A 16,987-nucleotide genomic window follows, 5' to 3' on the forward strand; every position below is an offset into this window, starting at 1 on the left:
GGGCCGACAGGCTTGGGTTGTCGGCAAGTTGAAAACTCGTCCTACCATGCAAAAAGCCCCGGTCGCTGTGAGGCAACCGGGGCTTTGAATTTTTTTAGTATCGTGCTGGCACTGATCACTGATCACCGCCAACTGATCACTGGAGCGCAGCGACTACATCATGCCGCCCATGCCACCCATTCCGCCCATGCCGTGGTCGTGGCCACCGCCATCAGAGGAATTTTTTTCCGGGAGGTCGGTGATGACACACTCGGTGGTGAGAAGCAGTCCGGAAATGGAGGCTGCGTTCTGCAGGGCCGAGCGGGTCACCTTGGTTGGGTCGACTACGCCGTCCTTGATCAGGTCGGTGTATTTGCCGGTGGCGACGTTGTAACCTTCGTTGCCGGAGGCGTTTTTGACGTGCTCGACGATGAGGGCGCCTTCGATACCTGCGTTTTCAGCGAGCTGGCGAAGTGGTGCTTCGACGGCGCGGGCAACGATGCCTGCACCTGTCAGCTCATCACCTTCGAGACCGAGGTCGCCGATGTTCGCCTGGGCGCGGATGAGAGCGGTTCCACCACCGGGGACGATACCTTCCTCAACCGCAGCGCGGGTGGCGTGGAGGGCGTCTTCGACGCGGGCCTTCTTCTCTTTCATCTCGGTTTCGGTGGCAGCGCCGACGTTGATGACGGCAACACCACCGGCGAGCTTGGCGAGGCGCTCCTGGAGCTTCTCACGATCGTAGTCGGACGAGGTGTCCTCGATCTGCTTGCGGATCTGGTTGACGCGGCCGGTGATGGCCTCGCTGGTGCCTTCACCTTCGACGATGGTAGTGGTGTCCTTGGTGATGGTGATCCGCTTGGCGGAGCCGAGGTCTTCGAGATCAACGTTCTCGAGTTTGATGCCGAGGTCTTCGGTGATGACTTTACCACCGGTGAGGATGGCGAGGTCTTCGAGCATCGCTTTACGGCGATCGCCAAAGCCCGGGGCCTTAACGGCGGCGACGTTCAGCGTGCCACGGAGCTTGTTGACCACGAGGGCGGCAAGAGCCTCGCCGTCGACGTCCTCAGCAATGATGAGCAGTGGCTTGCCGGTCTTGGCTGCCTTTTCCAGGAGTGGCAGAAGGTCCTTGAGCGAGCTGATCTTCTTCTCGTTGATGAGAATCAGGGCATCGTCGAGGGAGGCCTCCATGGACTCGGGGTCAGTGACGAAGTAGGGGCTGAGGTAGCCTTTGTCGAACTGCATACCTTCGACCACGTCGAGGGTGGTTTCGATGCCTTTGGCTTCTTCCACAGTGATGGTGCCGTCCTTGCCGACCTTGTCCATGGCCTCAGCGATGATGCCGCCGATTTCCTTGTCCCAGTTTGCAGAAACAGTAGCCACCTGGGCGATCTCGGAAGTGTCGGACACCTCCTTGGAGATCTTGTGCAGCTCGGCCACGATGGCTTCGGAAGCCTTCATGATACCGCGCTGCAGCGAGATGGGATTGGCACCGGCTGTGACGTTGCGGAGGCCTTCTTTGTAGATGGCTTCGGCAAGCACGGTAGCGGTGGTGGTTCCGTCACCGGCGATGTCGGATGTCTTGCTGGAAACCTCACGGATGAGCTGTGCGCCCATGTTCTCGTAGGGATCGTCCAGTTCGATTTCCTTGGCCACGGAAACGCCGTCCTTGGTGATGGTTGGGGAGCCGAATTTTTTGTCGATGATGACGTTACGGCCTGCGGGCCCGAGGGTTGCCTTGACGGCACGTGCAAGCTTCTCCACACCGCGGAGGAGTGCGTGGCGGGCTGCTTCGTCGAATTGTAATTGTTTAGCCATGATTTTACTTGGTAAAATTGTTATTAGTTATTGGTTGTTTGTTATTAGGATTTTTTTGCATCAGTTCTCGGTGGTATCAGCAGGCTTTGACCTGCTAACGGATAACCGATCACTGATAACTTCCGTCGTTAGCTGATGATGCCGAGGATGTCGGACTCGGAGATGATAAGCATGTCTTCACCGTCGACTTTGACATCGGTGCCGCCATACTTGGAGATAAGGACGGTATCGCCTACCTTGACGGAGAACTCGATGACTTTGCCATCATCGTCCTTGCCGCCGGTTCCGAGGGAAACGACTTCAGCCTCCTGGGGTTTCTCTTTTGCGGTGTCTGGAAGGACGATGCCTCCAGCGCTGACTTCTTCGGCTTCGAGGCGCTTCACGAGGACGCGCTGTCCGATGGGTGTTATGGTTGCCATAGTATTATGTTAGTTGGGTTGGTTAGTTGGTTGTTTGGTTCTTAGAGATCCGTCTGGTCGGTCAGACCCGGCGGATCTGAGATGTATTGTTAGTCTTCGACGACTTCGGCGTCTACGACCTTGCCTTTGGCTTGTTTGGGTTCTGAGGATTTTTTCTCAGCTGGATCGGAGGCGGCTCCGCCCATGTCGGGCATGGGGCCATCGGCTCCGGCGGCCGCCCCGGCGGCTTGTGCGGCCTGGGCGAGTTCCTGCAGTGAGGATTCAAGCTCAGCGGTGGCGGACTTGATACCGTCCAGATCGTCGGCTGTGAGAGCGGCCTTGACGGCTTCGACCTTGGTTTCGATACCCGATTTGATTTCGGCGGGCAGTTTCTCGCCAAGTTCGCCGATTTGTTTCTCGACCTGGTGGACGAGGTTTTCGGCGTTGTTCTTGGTTTCCACAGACTCGGCACGTTTCTTGTCCTCTTCGGCGTGGGCCTCGGCGTCGCGCTTGGCTTTTTCGATTTCCTCCTCGGAGAGTCCGCTGGAGCCTTCGATGGAGATTTTCTGTTCCTTGCCAGAGTTCTTGTCCTTGGCGGAAACGTGGAGGATACCATTGGCGTCGATGTCAAAGGTGACTTCGATCTGAGGCATACCCCGGGGTGCCGGATCAATACCGTCGAGACGGAAGTTTCCGAGCAGTTTGTTATCCTCGAACATCTTGCGTTCCCCCTGACAGATGCGGATATCCACGGCGGGCTGGTTGTCGGCAGCGGTCGAGAAAGTCTGCGACTTCTTGGCTGGCACGGTGGTATTCCGCTCGATCATGGGGGTGGCAATGCTGCCCATGGTTTCGATGGAGAGGCTGAGAGGCGTTACGTCAAGGAGCAGAACGTCGGTGACGTCCCCCTGAAGCACACCGCCCTGGATGGAGGCACCGATGGCGACCACTTCGTCCGGGTTGACACCTTTGTGGGGCTGCTTACCGGCGAGCTCGGCAGCGATTTCCTGAACGCGGGGCATACGGGTCATGCCACCAACGAGAACGAGTTCGTCGATGTCACTGGCGGAAACACCGGCTTCCTTCAGGCAGTCGAGCACCGGCTTCTTGGTGCGATCAAAGAGTTGGTCTGTGATCTGCTCGAGTTTGGGGCGCGAAAGCGTGGTTTGGATATGTTTGGGGCCCGTCTGGTCGGCGGTGATGAACGGCAGGTTGATATCGTAGCTCTGGGAGGAGCTGAGCGCGATCTTCGCCTTTTCAGCTTCCTCACGGATACGCTGCAGCGCGTCCGGCTGACCTGAAAGATCAATGCCTTCGGCTGTCTTAAATTCTGAGACAATCCAGTTGATGATCGCCTTGTCCCAGTCGTCACCACCCAGCTGGGTGTCGCCGTCCGTGGCAAGCACCTCGAAGACGCCGTCGCCGATTTCCAGCACGGAGATATCAAAGGTTCCGCCACCGAGATCATAGACGGCTATTTTTTCATCTGATTTTTTATCGAGACCGTAGGCAAGTGATGCCGCGGTTGGCTCGTTGATGATGCGGCGCACCTTGAGGCCTGCGATTTCACCGGCCGCCTTGGTGGCGTTACGCTGGGAATCGTTAAAGTAGGCAGGCACCGTGATGACGGCCTCCGTGATGGTTTCGCCGAGTTTCGCCTCGGCATCGCTTTTCAGCTTGCCGAGGATCATGGCGGAGATTTCCTGGGGTGAATAGACCTTGGTCTCGCCGCCGACTTCAACCTGGATGTGGGCATCGCCGTTCTCCGCCGCAACTACCTTGTAGGGAAGTTGCTTGTCCTCCTCGCTGAGTTCCGAGAATTTGCGTCCGATCAGGCGCTTGGCGGAGAAAATGGTGTTCTTCGCGTTGGTGACGGCCTGGCGTTTAGCGGCCTGGCCGACGAGTCGCTCGCCACTTTTGGTGAATGCGACAACGGATGGGGTGGTACGTGCGCCTTCGGAGTTCTCGAGCACGTGTGGCTCGCCCCCCTCCATGACAGCCATGCAGGAGTTGGTGGTTCCGAGGTCGATTCCGAGTATTTTAGCCATAATAATTGGTGGTTGGGGTTGCTTCTTTGAGTTGGTGAGTTGGATTTCGTGGCTACTTCCCGAAGTCATACCACTGAAATAGATTGATACCCGAAGGTAGTCACCGTTTTGGTTTGCACATAGCATGCCAACCCTGTCAATTAATACGCTTCAATACTCCCAATGAACAGATTGTGTCTATATTTACTTGATTTCTGTAAACAACAACAAATGCAATGCGTCAAAAAGACACCCCTCTATTGCCACCTTGGAGTGCCAATTTGGCGCAGTGAGACAAAGGTGCACTGCGAAAAAAATCCCAATTGGCGGCCGATTGCTCCAGGCTATAAAAAAACGGGATATCCATGTGGAGTCTACGCTCCGGGTCAGCTTGTCGATTCCGGTGATTTCGCATCCCCCGACAATCTTTTGCCGAGATCCACCCGGACATGGCTGTCAGCTACAGAGGCATCTCCGAGCTCCGCTGGGGAAACGTCCTCCCAGCGTTTTTGCTTTCTGGAATAAAGAGCAGGTGATGCCGTCCGATGATAGTGCCTCAACTTGGCCTTGAATGGCGCCAGCGGCTCCGGTTTTGAGTTCTTGTGCATTGTTGTGTGTGTTTGTGAGGCCTCCGTGTGTCTGTGAAGTCTCCTGGTTTACACATGGCCATTGGACACAGCCCTATAAAACCTGTGTCTAGTTACTTGGAACCGGGGAAAATAGCAACTGCAAAAAAGTGCAGTGGAGTCCGGCGCTGAAGGAACTCGGGACCGTTACACAAAAAGGCCATGGGATGGAACCCATGGCCTTGGTTGATGTTGATTACAGCTGAAGCTATCGAGCTAGAGTCAATGAACAGCGGGAAATTTTATTTGGCGTCGTCTACCGTTGGGGCAGGCACGTCATTGAACTGGGGAAGCGGGCGAAGCTTGGGAGGACGCTCTTCACCGGTGCAGCAACCGCAGGAAGAAAGGGCAACACCACCTGCGACGGTGGCCAACATGACAAGAATTTTAAGTGCTTTCATAATGTAATTAGTACGGATCGTGTGTGTGTCTATGACTTGGTTTTCCTGCCATGGCAAGAAAAAAGAGGTATAAAAAGGGTGGGTCAGATCTAACTGACCCACCCTTGAGATGCGTTAATGTCGCATGGGAGCCTTACTTGACAGGGACGTCCACCACTGGTGCTGGAGGAACGACTGGATCAGGCTTGGAGCCACAGGATGCGCTGAGAGCGATACCGGCGGCGGCGGCAAGAATGATAGCGATTTTCATAGTATTAATTGCTTGGTTATTGGTTTGGGTTCTAGGGACTAGTGATTCCAAAATTACTTGGTCACTTCAACGGGAGGAGCTGGCTCAGGTGTTTTTGAGCAGCAGGATGCGCTGACCATAACTCCACAAGCGGCGGCGGCGATAGCGATAATTTGAACGAGTTTCATATTTTAGTTTGGGTTGTTATTTTTAGGATGGTTCATCAAGATGGATCGATTCCTTCTCGACGGGGCGGATGTTATGAAATCATACGATCCTTGCAAGATGTAAAATAAATAAAATGATCTATCTTTTTTCGATCGCGATCAGAGTGATGTCATCCATTTGGGGCTGGTCACCTGCGAAGTTAGATACAGCTTGCCGAATGGAGTCGACCACAGCCTCCGCGCCCATAGGTGCAGACTGCAAGAATACGGTTTTGAGCCGACCGGCACCAAACTCGTTATCGTCCTTGTCGACGGCTTCGCATACGCCGTCTGTGTAAAGCAGCAGGCAGTCGCCGGACTCCATCACGATATCGAGGTCCTTGGTGACCCGGTCAAACACATCCCCCTCGTCGATTCCCAGGGCCAGGCCGGGAGGTTTGATCGTCTCGATCTTCCCAGCGCCTCCACGAAACATCAAGGGCGCATCATGCCCAGCCCGGCAGAGGCGTAAATTACCAGTGCCGTTATCAAGCACCACGTAAACAAGACTGACAAACATATCTTCCCTAACATCGGGAAAAAGATGCCTGTTGACCAGGCCGAGGACTGCGGACGGGCTGGCGGTTACCTTCGCGATGAGGCGTAAAACGCTTCGACACATTGCCATCAGCAAGCCAGCGGGGACACCTTTGCCGGTGACATCGGCGATCACTACGCCCGAACGGTTTTCAGGCAGTTTGATATAATCGAAATAATCCCCACTGATCATCCTGGCCGGTGTGTTACTGCCACTGACGCGATAGCCTGGCATGATCGGCTCAGTCGATGGCAAGAGGACGTTCTGAACCTCGCGTGCCGTGCGGATCTCATCGTCCAACTTGCGTTTTTCGGTCAATTCCTGATGGATCACTGCATTGCCCATCGCAAAAGCAGACTGCTCGGAAACTGATCGAAACACATCAAAATCGTTCGAGGAAAAGGTGCCGTTTTCATGTCTGCGAATCACAGCCACGACACCAAGATCCCGACCGCCGTAATTGAGTGTGGCAATCATCGCGGAAATGTTTTCTTCATAACTGATAAACGCATCACGAAACGACTCGTGGTTTTTGACATTGGGAATGTGGAGGCAGCCGCCGGTTGCCAAAGCGGCTCCGAGCACCCCTTCATCGACAGACACTTTTGACAGAAGCACATGGCTACTCAGGACGCGGGGGTCTTTTTTAGCCCGGTTACTGATCTCAACCGGCACCCCGACCAGAAGCGGGCAACCGGATGAAATATATTTGGGCACCAGGTACAGCCGGTCGTCACTCAGCAAATAGAGCGCCCCACCGTCCGCGCTCAACACATCGCTGAACCCGTCCACGATTTCCTTGTAGAGCTGTGCCGGGGTGATGTCTTTTTCGATGGCCTGGCCAAGGTGGTGCAGGAAGTCGAACATTCTCTGCTCCTCACCAATGATATCCTCTTTTTCCTTTTCAAGCTGAATGAGACGCTGCCCCCTCGTGCGCAATGCCATCAAACAAACAACAAAGAGGATGGCCGTGATGGCGATGATCGCATAGACAGGAATTGTCATCGTGAATGTAAAGGGGGAATATGCGACAGTCTGAAAATCAATCGGATGGTGGAACCAGGTTCATCGTTTGGCGGCTTCCTTGGCCTTGACCTCAGCCTCTAGAAAATCAAGCACCGTTCCGAACTTCTGGGTATTGCTTGAATCAGCTTCGCATAACTGCTGATGAGCCTCGAGGACATGTGGTGCGTGGTCGATTTTCTCCTGGAGCATTTCACAGGTTTCAAGCTTAGCCCTAACATCCTCCATCTTCCCGCGCCAGCTTGCGTCGATAGGATCAATCTGCATCAGGACATCAAGCCCCAGGTCCTCGAGGGACTTGCGATTCCTTTCTCCCGGCTCGGCGACTTGAAGCCTGCCGTCCGGTATTTTCATCAAGCGCATGGCCAGCCCAGCCATCGTTCCCATGAATGTGGAGTCCATTCCCTTGCAAGCCGCGAGATCAACAACAATGCAGATTGCCCCATTATTGATCTCACGCTCGCACCATTCCTTAAGCATAGGACTGTTAAGAAATGATCCTTTACCGTCACAACGGATCCAGGAGAATTCGTTTTCGTGACGGGCTGAAATTGAGTTGTCTATACTCACTCTGATCTAGAGAGGTTTAATAAGGTCGATGCGTTAAAGCATATACCGCACTATCACTCCGGTCAATCATAAGAGGACCTTATTTTCACCTTTCGCCATTGGCGGCATGCATAGTAACGACATCCTCAGAGCGAGAAGCGGGTCCCTCCCTCCCCCCCGGCAACAATGGCAGCCAGGGCAGATGGTTTCCTGCCACTGGCGATCACCGTTTCCACGCCAGCATCGAGGGCGAATTTGACGGCCTTGAGTTTGGATGCCATGCCGCCGATTGAAAACTTCCCGTGGTCTGATCTAACGTGATCTGCAACGGCATCGACATCCTCAACCAGCTCCACCACAGTTCCATCTGCCCGCTGCAGGCCATCGACCGTGCTCAGCATGATGAGTAAGCGGGCACCGAGCATGCGGGCCACCTTCGCCGACAGCATATCGTTGTCCCCCACCCTCAGCTCCTGGATCGCCACCGAGTCGTTTTCATTGATGATCGGCACGATGTTTTTCTCTTTCAGCAAGCGGTGCAGGGTGTTCATCACATGATCACTCGGATTGACATTGTCGAGGTCGGCTGCGGTAAGGAGAATTTGCGCAACATTCAGTCTGAACTTCTGAAAAAGGTTCTCATACGCATGCATCAACCGGGTCTGGCCGACAGCGGCACAGGCTTGACGGGAGGGCGTGTCGTCAGGATAGCCTTTTAAGTTCAGAGCCGATACCCCTGCACCCACGGCACCGCTGGAAACCATCACACACGGAATCCCTGCGGATACCAGCTCTGCGACCGAGGTGACTAACCGGACGAGAGAAGCCTCGTCCAAAGTCCCGTCCTGCTCACGGGTCAATACACCCGTTCCAATTTTAATGACTACGATATCTTGTGGCATTGTCTTAAAGAAGGGAGGTGTTGCTTATCGGTGTGAGGCCACGCGGATCGCCTGGCAGACGGCTGGGAATACCTGTTTTTTACGGCTCACCACACCGGGGGCTTGAAACACCCCCTCTGAGTCCCGCTCGAATGGCAAGGCTGAGATGATTTTATCATTGCCGCTCGAGAGCAACAAGCTGTGATGGCTGGTAATATCAGTGATGATGAGAAGGGCCAAATCATAGCCTTTTACCGCAATCAGCGCATCAAGGGTCTGGGTCAATTCGTCCTTGCGGCTCGAAAAAAGGTCGAGGTCCGACTCCTCGACATGGGATATACTCACCCGGGCACCGTTTTCCTCGAAAACCTTGCGGTCGGCATTGATCACTTCCTCGGCGGTGTTGTGCGCCAGCAATGATCCGGATGCAAAAAAATCGTTGGTAAACTGCACGGCATCCACATCGGCGATTTCGCAGAGCCATAGCAGGATTTCCCGGTCAAGGTCCGTCGTGGTCGGCGATGTGAGGTTGAGGGTGTCCGATACCATACCGGCTATCAGGCATAGGGCGATTCCCCTCGGCATGTCGATACCGGCATAGCGATACTCACGCGCGACCAGGGTGCACGAGGACCCCACGGGTTCGTTGAGGTATCTGATAGGCTCCCTTGAGACCAGGTCTCCTGCAAGGCGATGGTGGTCGATGACTTCGATCACCTCGGCATGTTCAACACCGGCCACGGCTTGGGAATACTCGTTGTGATCGACCAGTACCAGGCGAATACGAGGCGGGTCGATAAGATCTGATTTGGAAATCACCCCCATCAGGCTGTTGTCACCGGGGTCGATGACGGGAAACAGATCCTGTTTCTGTCCGGCCAGGTTGTCACGCAGGTCCCTCACTGAGTCATCGGCCATGACCCGGGTAATGCGGTCGTCCAAAGCATGGCTTACCATCCTCGAGCAACGGATGAGCTTGGATACCGTGGCCGTGTCCTGTTCGCAATGCAGGATAACAACCCCTTTTTCATGGGCTGCCTCAATCAGGTCGTCAGAGACAGTATAACCTCCGGTCACGACCAGCATGCATACTCCATGATCGATGGCTGTCCGTTGCACAATGGGCCGGTCACCGCAAATCACAACGTAGGATGCGATATCGCCAACCTCGGTCGCATGGTTCAAGCGCGTTTGCACCGCCTCAACGCTGGATGCGCCCACAAGCTGCACGATCTCACGCTCCTCCGGTGTGAGGGGCGCCCCCAGGGCGTCGGCACCCAGAGTGATGGCGATTTTCTGAGGGCTGGCGATCATCCTCCGCACCGACTCAGCTGTGGTATCCATCGGCATCAGGAGCTGAAGGAGATCGAGGTACTTCAGTAAACCACAGAGCTGGCCGTCATTATTGACCACTGGTATGCTGCGCACGCCGTTAGACACCATGACATGGTATGCTGTTAGGAAAGTAGCGTCATCGTTGACCTTGACCACATCTTTGCGACAGATCATTTCGGCCGTAGCGCTGACATCATCGAGCAACAGGGGTTTTTCCATCCCGGCCTGTTCCAGCACCCATGCGGTGCGAGCCGGAACCGCACCACAGCGTGCGGCGACGGCTTCCGTGACTCCCTTTTTCTGAAGAAGGTCGGCGTAGCCTAGTGCAGCACATATGGCGTCGGTGTCGGGGTTTTGGTGCCCGACCACGTAAAGTGGCATAGAAGAGGGTGTATACATGATTCAGGGGAGCTGGAACAATCACTTAAGTTGCCGCGTTTGGCAATGCTTGGCAGTGTCCTATTTGACATACCTGCCAAAAACAGGCCTCCGGCTCAAAACACATCCTTCACGACGGTCACCTCCGGCCGTTTTCCATCGCTCAGAATGACCTCTACCACATCAAACCTCCATGGAATGCTCCGTGTTCCAAGCAGGTGCAACCAGGAGTTGGCACCACGCTCGATCAGTTCCTGCTTGGCCACATTGACCGCATCAAGAGGCCGTCCATACCCCGTGCGGGTGCGGGTTTTCACCTCGACAAAGCTCAAGGTGTCACCATCCCGGGCGACGATGTCAACCTCGCCCCCCTTGGGCCCCCGGTAGTTACGGAACAGGATCTTCCGCCCCTCGGCGCGAAGCTGGGCGGCGGCTATTTTCTCCCCCAAATCACCAATCTGGATGTGGGATAACTTCACGCCATCCTTCCCCGTGATCGAACACGGGGAATTAATCAGCGGGTTCAGCCGTCGATGAAGGAATGAGATAATAGACGGCACTCGAGGTATCCTGGAAGGGCTATGGCTGACAGGGAATTAGCGGACAATCGGCTTAGTCGTCCTCGTATTTTTTGTGGCCTTCTTTTTTGGTGGCTTTGATCTTCTTCATAGCCGCATCGACTTTACCCTGATCCTCCTCGAGGTAGGCTAATTCAAGCTCACAAAGATCGGCGTATGAAAGTCCCAGCAGACGGCGGTAATCAGCGATCGCCTTGGTCTTTTCCTTGCCATCCTTCATATCCTTCACGAGCGCTGGAATATACTCCATCCCCTTGCGGATTCCATCGGCAGCCTTGCGGGCGGCCTCGGCACCTGCTGCCCAGTCGTTTTTATCAATTTTGCGAAGGCTTTTCAGCGCATCGCTCGCCTCTTCCATGGACTTTCCAAGCGGGGTGTCTTTCTTATCATCATCAGCTATCGCTGGCTGGCTCATGATAAGGCCCAGGGTAAACACAGGAAGAATCAGTCGGGTAAATAACATGTTTTTATTCATCGCGGCTAAATACAGCCTCGCAAATATGATCTGTCAACTGCCCACCCAAAAATAATCTTACAATATTCCTTCATTCTAAATTCGACAGCCCCCCTGCCCGCCGTTAAAAAACACCCCGACATGGCAGGCCCCAACAAAAAAGGAACTACGGAGAAAAAACTGACACCGATGATGGCTCAGTACCAGGCCATGCGCCGATCCCTGCCCGAGGATATTCTGCTGTTTTACCGATTGGGGGATTTCTATGAAATGTTCTTCGAAGACGCCAAAACGGCCGCATCCCTGCTCAATGTCGCACTGACCAAGCGTAATGACATCCCCATGTGCGGCGTTCCGCACCACGCCGCCCAAGGCTACATCGCCAAGCTCATCCAAGCCGGTAAACGGGTTGCCATCGCCGAACAGACCACCGCGCCCGAACCGGGAAAAATCGTCGAGCGGGAGATCGCCCAGATTATTTCAGCGGGTACGGTCAACGACATCACTCTGCTGGACGATTCACGGCACAACTACATCGCCGCTGTCTATCAGGCGGGGAAAAAAAACGGGCTCGCCTGCGCCGACCACTCAACCGGTGAGTTCACCGTTGCCGAGTTTGCCAGCAAGGATGCCCTTCAGGACGCATTGCAAAGACTGTCTCCCAAAGAACTCATCATCGCTGACGACCAGATGGACCACTTCGGCCAGCTGCGTGGCTGCCTGCCCTACGATGGCTATGCATTCCTGGCCGACCAGGCACGCTACGCACTCTGCGATCATTTTAAAGTCCAGTCCCTCCGTGGCTTTGGCTGTAACGAGATGTCCGCCGCCATTTCCGCCGCAGGCGCCATCCTCCACTACCTGTCCTACCAGCTCCGCAGATCCTGCGACCACCTTCGCCACATCCGTGTCCGCAGTGAGGGTGACCATGTCATCATCGATGCCTCGTCGCAAAGGAATTTGGATCTCGTCGATTCCCCGACAGGCCGACCGCACTCACTGTTAGGTGCGCTCGACCGCACCGCCACCCCCATGGGGTCACGCAAGTTGCGCGACTGGATTCTGCACCCACTCCGCGACCTTACAGCATTAACATCCCGGCAGGATCTCATCGAGTCCTTTCTCGCCGAGCCATTCCTGCTCGGACAATGCCGCGAACAGCTCAAGGGCATCCGCGACATCGAACGGACAACGTCCCGACTTTCCCAAAATGCAGGTAACGCGCGTGACCTGATGTCGTTACTCACTTCCCTGCAAAAAATCCCCGATCTCAAAAGCCACCTGGAGGCTCTTTCCAACGAGGCATCTCCCGTCACAAATCTCCAATCACAAATTCTCCAACAAATGCACGAGTTCAAGGGGCTCGTGCAATTGCTGGAGACGGCCCTCACCGATGAACCACCTGCCGGCACCAGAGACGGCGGTATCATCCGCGATGGTTACCTCGCCGAACTCGATGAACTCCGATCCGCCTCCCGCAGTGGTAAACAATGGCTCGCCGAACTCCAGGAAAGTGAACGTAACCGCACCGGCATCGATACCCTCAAGATCAAGTTCAACAACGTCTTCGGTTACTTCCTTGAGGTCACCAAAGCCAAGGTCGACATGGTTCCCGACGACTACATCCGCAAACAAACCATGGCCAACGCCGAGCGCTACATCACGCCTGCGCTCAAGGAGATGGAAAACAAAATCCTCGGTGCCGATGAACGTGCCAAACAGCTGGAATACGAGGAGTTTGTCAAACTCCGCCAAGCGGTCGCCGACGAACTCGACGACCTCCAGCAGTGCGCCGATGCGCTCGCCACTCTCGACGTCCTGTTAGGACTCGCCGAACTCGCCCAACTGCACCAGCATACCCGCCCCGCTCTTGAAGAATCCTGCGACCTGCACATCACCAACGGTCGCCACCCGGTGTTGGAGCAAACGCTTGTCGACGAGAAATTCGTCCCCAATGACACGCTGATGGAGTTCGACAACTCCCGCCTCATCCTGCTCACCGGTCCTAACATGGCGGGAAAATCCACCTACATCCGACAAGTCGCCCTGATCACGCTGATGGCTCAGATCGGTGCCTTCGTGCCTGCGGAAAAGGCACGCATCGGTCTGGTCGACCGCATTTTCTGCCGGGTCGGGGCGTCCGATGACCTGACAAGCGGCCAGTCCACCTTCATGGTCGAGATGAATGAAACTTCCCTCATCATCAACAACGCCACAGCAAACTCCCTGGTCATCCTCGATGAGATCGGCCGTGGCACCGCCACCTTCGACGGCCTCTCCATCGCCTGGTCCGTCGCCGAGCACCTCCACGATCAAATCAAGGCCCGCACCCTCTTTGCCACCCACTATCACGAGCTCACCGATCTTTCCCGCAGTCGTGAAGCGGTGGAAAACTACAACGTAGCGGTCCGCGAGTGGAACGACGACATCATTTTCCTACGCAAGATCCTCCCCGGCACCGCCGACAAGTCCTACGGTATCCAGGTCGCCCGCCTCGCCGGCCTTCCCCCCGCCATCATCGACCGCGCCAAGGACATTCTCTCCCACCTGGAAATGAACTCCACCCGGCCCGAGGCCAAAGGCAAACCCAAGGCGAAAAACACCCGCAACCAACCCAATGACATGCCCGACGCCGACTCCCCGCAAATGGACTTGTTTTCCTAACGGTGGCGGCGATCTCCGCTCGCCCAGTCCACCCCAGCCCCAACGGGGCACCCCATGCCAGCCCAGGGCAACGCCCTGGGTATCAATCCACCCACTAGCGAGCCCTGAAAGGGCGCCCCAAGCCATGCCGCAATCCCTCGCGAAAAACCTCATCCACCTCGTTTTCTCGACCAAAAACCGCGTGCCCCAACTCACCGAGAATATCCGCCCCAATCTGCACGCCTACATCACAACCGTTTTCAAGAACATCGAGTGCCCCGTCATCATCATCGACTCCGTTGAAGACCATCTCCACGTGCTCTTTCACCTTCACCGCACCGTCGCCCTGGCCAAAGCGGTCGAGGAGATCAAAAAATCATCATCCAAATGGCTCAAGACCCAATCCGGGGACCTTACCGACTTTGCCTGGCAAGCGGGCTACGGCGCATTCTCGGTCAGCGAATCCGTGGTTCCAGCCGTTAAAAAATACATACTCCACCAAGCCGAACATCACCGCAAACTCAGCTTCCAGGATGAACTGCGTGGCATTCTCACAAAACACGGCCTTGATTACGATGAACGCTACCTCTGGGACTAGAGCGCCCTTTCAGGGCTCAAAATGCTCATTGTCGTCCATTCCCAGGGCGCTGCCCTGGGCTGAACGTAGATCGCACCGTTGGTGCTAAGTTTTCGTTCCCAACACACCTGATTCTCATGATCACAAAACCAAATCGCGAAAGATCGATATTTGTGTAGCTCTCACCAAAACCACAAGATCTTGCCTGCACAAATCTCCCAGTTTTCTTTACATATCGCCCACATCATGTAAAGAATTTCGCGATTTCTATACACATCGCATCGAATCTGTAAAGAAATCGCCACTTTCCATTCACCTCCATGCTCTCGCTCCGACAACTTGATTTCACCCGCTTTGAGACCGTACCCATTCTCAAACGGCTGAACTCCGCCACGCGCCAGCTTGCGGAGCTGAAGGGCAAGGCGGCCAGCATCCCCAATCAAGCCATTCTGATCAATACCCTCGCCATTCAGGATGCCAAGGACAGCTCGGAAATCGAGAACATCATCACCACTCACGATGAACTATTCCAGGAAGATCTCAGTGCAAAAAGCAGCCTCAAGCCCGCCGCCAAGGAAGTGCTCCGCTACCGGGAGGCACTCTGGCAAGGATTTCACGCCATCCAGCATGACGAACTGCTGACCAATCAAACCATTCTGCGCATTCAGGGCATCCTGGAGCAGAACAATGCAGGATTCCGCCGGGTTCCCGGCACTGCACTGAAGAATGACCAAACCGGGGAAACCATCTACTCCCCACCTCAAGACAAGCAGGAGATCGAAAGCCTCATGCATGACCTGGAGGCATTCATCAATGACCCCGGGCTCTCCAGCATCGATCCACTCATCAAGATGGCACTGATCCATCATCGCTTCGAGTCGATCCACCCGTTCTACGATGGCAACGGCCGCAGCGGACGGATCATCAATGTCCTCTACCTCGTCAAAGAAGGATTGCTGGATATTCCCACGCTCTACCTCAGCCGTTACATTCTACAGACCAAGCACGACTACTACCGCCTACTGCAAGAGGTCCGCACGGATGATGCATGGGAAGAGTGGATCACCTACATCCTCACCGCCATCGAGAAGACCTCCGTTCACACCATTGATACCATCAGCCGCATCAAGGCTGCCTTTCAGGACTACAAACAGCGCATCCGCAAAGAACACCGCTTCTACAGCCAGGATCTGATCAACAACCTCTTCACTCACCCCTACACCAAGATCGAGTTCGTGCAGCAGGACCTGAAGGTCTCCCGCGTCACCGCCACCCGCTACCTCGATGAATTGTGCTCTACTGGTTTCTTGGTCAAACACAAGATCGGTCGCACCAATTACTACGTGAACCCGCCACTTGCGGACATCCTATCCAATCCACCGAATTTTCCATGACCCAACAAGACCAAGCCCAACTCGGCAAAACCCTCTGGAACATCGCCGATCAATTGCGCGGTGCCATGAGCGCGGACGATTTCCGCGACTACATGCTTTCCTTCCTCTTCCTCCGCTATCTCTCCGACAACTACGTCGAGGCAGTGAAAAAAGAACTCGGCCGCGATTACCCAAAACCAAAGAACGAGGACGAGCTGCGCTTCACCCCGCTGAAAACCTGGTATGAGGAAAACCCCAAGGACATCGTCGAGTTCGAGAAACTGATGCGCCGCAAGGTGCACTACGTCATCAAGCCCGACCACCTCTGGAGCCACATCGCCGAGCTGGCACGCACCCAGGACGAGGAACTGCTCAACACCCTGCAAGCCGGATTCAAATACATCGAAAACGAATCCTTCGAGCGCACCTTCGGCGGCCCCTTCTCCGAGATCAATCTCGGCTCGGAAAAGCTCGGCAAAAACTACAGCGCCCGGAACAAAAAGCTCACCAACATCATCACCGAGATCGCCAAGGGGCTGGAGTCCTCTCCACCGACCGCGACACCCTCGGCGACGCCTACGAATACCTCATCGGCCAGTTCGCCGCCGGCTCAGGCAAGAAGGCGGGCGAATTCTGCACACCGCAGGAAATTTCCGACATCCTCTCCGCCATCGTCACCCTCGACAGCCAGGAACCGAAAACTGGCAAACGCGAGAAGCTCGACAAGGTGCTCGACTTCGCCTGCGGCTCCCTCCTGCTCAACATCCGCCGCCGCATGGGATCACGCGGCATCGGCACAATCTACGGCCAAGAAAAAAACATCACCCGCTACGTCAGCACCGCTGAGCCCGAGCCCATCATCGACCTCGCGAAGACCCACGACGCCATTACCAAAGCCGACTTGGCGATCAGCGCCGCGAGCCAAAAGCACAACGCCTTTCTCAAAGAACTCGGCTTGCCACCTCTGCCCTAGC

Annotated in this window: 14 protein-coding genes and 1 pseudogene; 4 read left to right on the top strand and 11 right to left on the bottom strand. The window is 55.3% G+C overall.

Features of this window, described 5'->3' with window-relative positions; translation table 11 throughout:
• Positions 1-153 precede the first annotated feature (153 nt).
• From groL to H7A51_08380, 11 genes are all read right to left on the bottom strand, one after another.
• Positions 154-1,800 carry a chaperonin GroEL gene (gene groL / locus H7A51_08330; GenBank protein ID MCP5536224.1) on the bottom strand — a complete coding sequence of 549 codons (1,647 nt, stop codon included), beginning with the start codon at positions 1,798-1,800 and terminating at the stop codon, positions 154-156.
• Between the two features lie 125 nt (positions 1,801-1,925).
• Complete coding sequence (locus H7A51_08335) at positions 1,926-2,216, bottom strand: co-chaperone GroES (protein MCP5536225.1); 291 nt, start codon at positions 2,214-2,216, stop codon at positions 1,926-1,928.
• Positions 2,217-2,305: 89 nt separating this feature from the next.
• Positions 2,306-4,243: a molecular chaperone DnaK gene (gene dnaK, locus H7A51_08340; protein ID MCP5536226.1), complete on the bottom strand. Its 1,938-nt coding sequence runs from the start codon at positions 4,241-4,243 to the stop codon at positions 2,306-2,308.
• 365 nt (positions 4,244-4,608) lie between these two features.
• A complete protein-coding gene (locus H7A51_08345) occupies positions 4,609-4,830 on the bottom strand; it encodes a hypothetical protein (protein MCP5536227.1) in 222 nt (73 codons plus the stop codon).
• Positions 4,831-5,090: 260 nt separating this feature from the next.
• Entirely contained in the window at positions 5,091-5,249 is a 159-nt protein-coding gene (locus H7A51_08350; GenBank protein ID MCP5536228.1) for a hypothetical protein, read from the bottom strand.
• A gap of 535 nt (positions 5,250-5,784) precedes the next feature.
• Positions 5,785-7,227: a SpoIIE family protein phosphatase gene (locus H7A51_08355; GenBank protein ID MCP5536229.1), complete on the bottom strand. Its 1,443-nt coding sequence runs from the start codon at positions 7,225-7,227 to the stop codon at positions 5,785-5,787.
• A 60-nt stretch (positions 7,228-7,287) separates the two neighbouring features.
• Positions 7,288-7,725, bottom strand: coding sequence for an STAS domain-containing protein (locus H7A51_08360; GenBank protein ID MCP5536230.1), 438 nt, complete (start codon positions 7,723-7,725; stop codon positions 7,288-7,290).
• Positions 7,726-7,940: 215 nt separating this feature from the next.
• On the bottom strand, positions 7,941-8,696 hold the full coding sequence (gene proB, locus H7A51_08365; protein ID MCP5536231.1) for a glutamate 5-kinase: 756 nt from the start codon (positions 8,694-8,696) through the stop codon (positions 7,941-7,943).
• A gap of 24 nt (positions 8,697-8,720) precedes the next feature.
• Positions 8,721-10,409: a putative manganese-dependent inorganic diphosphatase gene (locus tag H7A51_08370; protein ID MCP5536232.1), complete on the bottom strand. Its 1,689-nt coding sequence runs from the start codon at positions 10,407-10,409 to the stop codon at positions 8,721-8,723.
• Positions 10,410-10,504: 95 nt separating this feature from the next.
• Entirely contained in the window at positions 10,505-10,867 is a 363-nt protein-coding gene (locus H7A51_08375) for a YraN family protein (protein MCP5536233.1), read from the bottom strand.
• Positions 10,868-11,000: 133 nt separating this feature from the next.
• Positions 11,001-11,441, bottom strand: coding sequence for a hypothetical protein (locus H7A51_08380; protein ID MCP5536234.1), 441 nt, complete (start codon positions 11,439-11,441; stop codon positions 11,001-11,003).
• A gap of 168 nt (positions 11,442-11,609) precedes the next feature.
• On the opposite strand from H7A51_08380, the gene mutS reads away from it, so the two are divergent.
• The 4 genes and pseudogenes from mutS (at position 11,610) to H7A51_08400 (ending at position 16,986) form a co-directional block, all read left to right on the top strand.
• On the top strand, positions 11,610-14,084 hold the full coding sequence (gene mutS / locus H7A51_08385) for a DNA mismatch repair protein MutS (GenBank protein ID MCP5536235.1): 2,475 nt from the start codon (positions 11,610-11,612) through the stop codon (positions 14,082-14,084).
• Between the two features lie 124 nt (positions 14,085-14,208).
• Positions 14,209-14,661 (top strand): IS200/IS605 family transposase, encoded by a 453-nt coding sequence (gene tnpA, locus H7A51_08390; GenBank protein MCP5536236.1) that lies wholly within the window; start codon positions 14,209-14,211, stop codon positions 14,659-14,661.
• Positions 14,662-14,960: 299 nt separating this feature from the next.
• Positions 14,961-16,034 carry a Fic family protein gene (locus tag H7A51_08395; protein MCP5536237.1) on the top strand — a complete coding sequence of 358 codons (1,074 nt, stop codon included), beginning with the start codon at positions 14,961-14,963 and terminating at the stop codon, positions 16,032-16,034.
• Positions 16,031-16,986, top strand: a pseudogene (locus tag H7A51_08400) (type I restriction-modification system subunit M N-terminal domain-containing protein). The gene H7A51_08395 and the pseudogene H7A51_08400 overlap by 4 nt, the downstream one beginning before the upstream one ends.
• Position 16,987: the final 1 nt, after the last annotated feature.

Source organism: Akkermansiaceae bacterium, assembly GCA_024233115.1.
Classification (GTDB): domain Bacteria; phylum Verrucomicrobiota; class Verrucomicrobiia; order Verrucomicrobiales; family Akkermansiaceae; genus Oceaniferula.